The following is a 3,908-nucleotide window of genomic DNA, read 5'->3' as shown; positions in this document are numbered from 1 at the left end:
TGCTAACGGATGAAAACAACACCCGCCCTCTCAAAACTCGCCATGATTTGGAAAAAGAATTAAAAGCCTTGGCGGCTGATGTAGACACAGAGCTAAAACGATTAGATTTAGTGTTGGAAATTTTTGTAAAATCTGGCTTAGTGCTGCTGTTGCGAGAGATTTATAGCGATCGCTATCAATTAGTCCATGATTATCTGGTAGATTTCATTCGACAACGACAAGGGGCTGACATGAGAGCGGAACTTGAAAAAGAGCGAGAAGCGCGACAACGGCTTCGGAAACGGTTGGTGATGGGGTTAGGGGGATTTAGCGTGGTGATGACTATATTAGCAGCTATCGCCATCGGGCAGTGGCAATTGGCAGAATTTCACCAAAGACAGGCAAAGCTTGCTAAACTCAACGCTAAATATCAGCTCTATCGTCTTGTAAACAAAAATCAGCTAGATGCTCTTTTAATCAGCATTAAGGGAGGGAAACGATTAAACCATAAAATAGCTAAATCCGAAATTGAACAAGAGACTGTATCTAACCTCTGGGAAGCAGTCAACTTAACCCAAGAGCACAATCGTTTAGATGGACATAAAGAAAGTGTATTGAGTGTAAGTGTCAGTCCTGATAATCAGCTCATTGCCTCAGCTAGCTCTGATCAAACTATCAAACTGTGGAGTCGTGATGGCCAATTGCTGAATAGCTTACAAGGACATCAGGATTTTGTGTGGTGCGTCAGTTTCAGCCCTGATAATCAAATAATTGCCTCAGCCAGTAAAGACAAAACCGTTAAACTCTGGGATCAGGATGGAAGGTTAATTAACACCTTGACAGGACATAATAAGGGGGTGAAGTGGGTAAGTTTTAGCCCGGATGGTGAGACCATTGCTTCAGCCAGTGGTGATAAAACGGTCAAACTCTGGAACCGTGATGGGATTTTGATCAAAACCTTGGAAGGACATGATGATTCTGTTTTGAGCGTTAGTTTTAGCAATGACGGAGAGTTTATTGCTTCCGCCAGTAAAGACAAAACGGTCAAACTCTGGAGCCGTGACGGAAGGTTAATTAAAACCTTGAGGGGGCATGACAAAGCTGTTTGGAGTGTAATTTTCAGTCCCAATAGTCAGACCATAGCTTCAGCTAGTGATGATCAGACCGTGAACCTTTGGAACCGTGATGGAACATTAGAGGAAACTTTAGCAGGACATGATGATGCGATCAACAGCGTCAGCTTTAGTCCTGATGGTGAGTTGATTGCCTCAGGGAGTAGTGACGGAAAAATAAAACTCTGGAGTGGTAAAGGCACACCAATTTCAACCCTTCCTGGTCATAAAGATATTGTCAATCAAGTTAGTTTCACTCCGGACAGTAAGATGCTAGCCTCAGCTAGTTTTGATTTGACTGTCAAACTTTGGAGTCTTGACCAAACCTTGCCTAAGGTTTTCCAACCTACCAGCTATACAGTCTATGGTTATGGTGCTAGTTTTAGCCCGGATGGTGAGATAATTGCCTCTGCTAGTCGAGATGATTACACGGTCAGACTCTGGAACCCGGAGAAACAGATTAGGGAACTCACCCTCCAGGGACATCAGGGTTTTGTGAATGGGGTTGATTTCAGCCCTGACAGTGAGATTATTGGCACTGCCAGTGATGACAAGACGGTGAAACTCTGGAATCGCCAGGGACAACTGCTACATAATCTAGAGGGGCATAGGGATCCAGTTTATAGCGTTAGTTTCAGTCCTGATAGTCAAATCATTGCCTCTGGGAGTGAGGATAGCACAGTAAAACTTTGGACCAGGAAAGGGAAATTGCTACGTACTCTAGCGGGACATACAGATGCCATTAATCGGGTCAGTTTCAGTCCCGATGGTCAGTTAATTGCCTCTGCCAGTAATGACAACACGGTGAAACTCTGGAAGCAGGATGGAACTCTCATTACTACCCTTCCTGGGGATAGGAAGTTGTCCTCCGTTAGTTTCAGCCCCGATGGTAAGCGGATTGTGGCAGGTGCTGCTGGTGGTTTTATCGTAATTTGGACTCGTACAGACATCTCTTGGCAGCAATTCGAGTCTGAAAGAGTAGTAGGGCATACAAAAACTGTTCATGATGTCAGTTTCCACCCCAATCGAGACCTTATTGCTTCTGCTAGTGCGGACGGCACAGTTAAACTATGGGACCCCAATGGAATTTTAATCAGAACGTTAAGCGAGGGTTCTGAACGTGTGGAGTCTGTAAATTTTAGTCCAGACGGTGAAACCCTAGTCTCGATTAACGCAGCTAATCGGGTGAGTATTTGGAATTTAGATTACAGTAAATTCTTAGATTACAGTGAATTAAACGATGTGAATTCCCTACTGAAGCGTGCTTGTGATCAGATCGGTAATTATCTAAAAAATAACCGGAACGTCAAGCCAAAAAACAAAACACTCTGTGAGGAAATTGAGGAGCAAGAGTAAATTAGCTGGAATATATAGCAGTTCTGATAGTCATGAGGTACACAAGATTTTTTCCCTGTTCCCTATTCCCTATTCCCTATTCCCTAGTGCGATTAACCCACAACTTGTGTAACTCACCCAATTAAGAACTGCTATATATGATCAATCTCTAGCTGAAGCGGACTCTACTCAATTCCCGATTGTGGCATGTCGCGGCTTGGTGGTCTAGGATCTTGATCTTGAGGCTCTCTAGCGCCAGCAGCGGTATCAAATATAGTGTACTTCAGGAATGAAACATCCTCCAATAGACTATTGTCACTAGAGTCAGGTTCGGTGATTAAGTTCCAGGAAGCTGTATCCATAGCCAAAACCTGAGTAGCAGTGATTGTAGATACTGCTGTTATCCCTAGTAGGGAAAGAATTTTATAACATTTCATAAGTGGACTCCGTGGGTTCTGTGCTAATTCCAACTAGATTAATATATACATTTTTCCCAGATTGATGGCTCAGATCAGGATATTTTCTAGGTTTATGGATCAGATCAGGAAATTTTGTGAGCGTAGAATATCGTAGCTGTGACAATTTTGACGAATCTGCGGAGAACAAGTTCCCAAGCGGAGAGGGAAAGTTTGGGGAGAGAGCAGACCCAGTGGTGCGTTACGGGGCGGACTATCCGAACGGTGGTTACCAGGGGAAAAATAAGGGCAAGTCCGCCCCTAACGCACCCTACGCAACTACTTAATTCACCATTCTTAATTCTACATTCTTAATTCTGCATTCTACATTCTTAATTCCACATTCTACATTCTTAATTCTAACAACTTTTAACTTTAGAACAGAGCTGATTTAATAACTCCTTTGGAATGGCCTCGAAATTTTCTAAGAGAAAATCCATTAAGGCCAGATGATGCAAGGAATCGGAAGAGGGAGTTTTATAGCGAGCACCTTGGGCTAGCCAGCTGTTGACAGCGTAAGTTGAGCGGGAGCAGATGTTAGCAATATCTTCTTGCTTAACTTGCCATTTCCAGTAAAACTCCTGGGGGGTCATGGACAGTCGGCAGTTGCTGTATAGGTAGATCAAGATTTCTTCTCGCTCGGTGATGGGACCAGGAATTGAATGTTCCCATGTGGATTGGCTCCTGGCAATTTGGGCAAGGCGGTCTAGGGCTCGCTGGCAGTTAATTAGATGATTCAGATGGTCATTTGAGCGATTTGTTGGCATGATGTAATTACCTCACACATAGCTTGTGACTGGGGACATAAGCCGCGCTTCTTGGTTGACGCACAAAGCGCGGCTTTTTGTCCAGAAATATTATCGAAATCTCGGACATTTTTATTATTACTAATAAATTGGCAAATGTCAAGGATATTTTTAGATTTTTGCAACATTTTTTTACAAATTTAAAAATTGATTAGCTTGGGGGTTTGATATATAACAAATATCAATTTTATGATGTATTTTTGGATTATATTTTAGGGAGC

At 42.9% G+C, this 3,908-nt stretch carries 4 protein-coding genes; 2 read left to right on the top strand and 2 right to left on the bottom strand.

The window, feature by feature from the left end:
- On the top strand, positions 1-2,447 hold a 2,447-nt coding region (locus F6K38_RS36905), incomplete at its 5' end, for a WD40 domain-containing protein (protein WP_287359980.1).
- Between the two features lie 164 nt (positions 2,448-2,611).
- Here the strand turns inward: F6K38_RS36905 and F6K38_RS36900 are convergent.
- Entirely contained in the window at positions 2,612-2,863 is a 252-nt protein-coding gene (locus tag F6K38_RS36900) for a hypothetical protein (protein WP_287359978.1), read from the bottom strand.
- A 116-nt stretch (positions 2,864-2,979) separates the two neighbouring features.
- Here F6K38_RS36900 and F6K38_RS36895 point away from each other — a divergent pair, with 116 nt between their 5' ends.
- On the top strand, positions 2,980-3,168 hold the full coding sequence (locus F6K38_RS36895; RefSeq protein ID WP_287359977.1) for a hypothetical protein: 189 nt from the start codon (positions 2,980-2,982) through the stop codon (positions 3,166-3,168).
- A gap of 72 nt (positions 3,169-3,240) precedes the next feature.
- Here F6K38_RS36895 and F6K38_RS36890 read toward each other — a convergent pair whose 3' ends face one another.
- Positions 3,241-3,648 carry a hypothetical protein gene (locus F6K38_RS36890; protein ID WP_008189930.1) on the bottom strand — a complete coding sequence of 136 codons (408 nt, stop codon included), beginning with the start codon at positions 3,646-3,648 and terminating at the stop codon, positions 3,241-3,243.
- Between the last annotated feature and the right edge of the window lie 260 nt (positions 3,649-3,908).

This window comes from Moorena sp. SIO3B2, from assembly GCF_010692525.1.
Lineage (GTDB): Bacteria > Cyanobacteriota > Cyanobacteriia > Cyanobacteriales > Coleofasciculaceae > Moorena > Moorena producens.
This window is presented reverse-complemented; position numbering and strand designations above follow the sequence as displayed.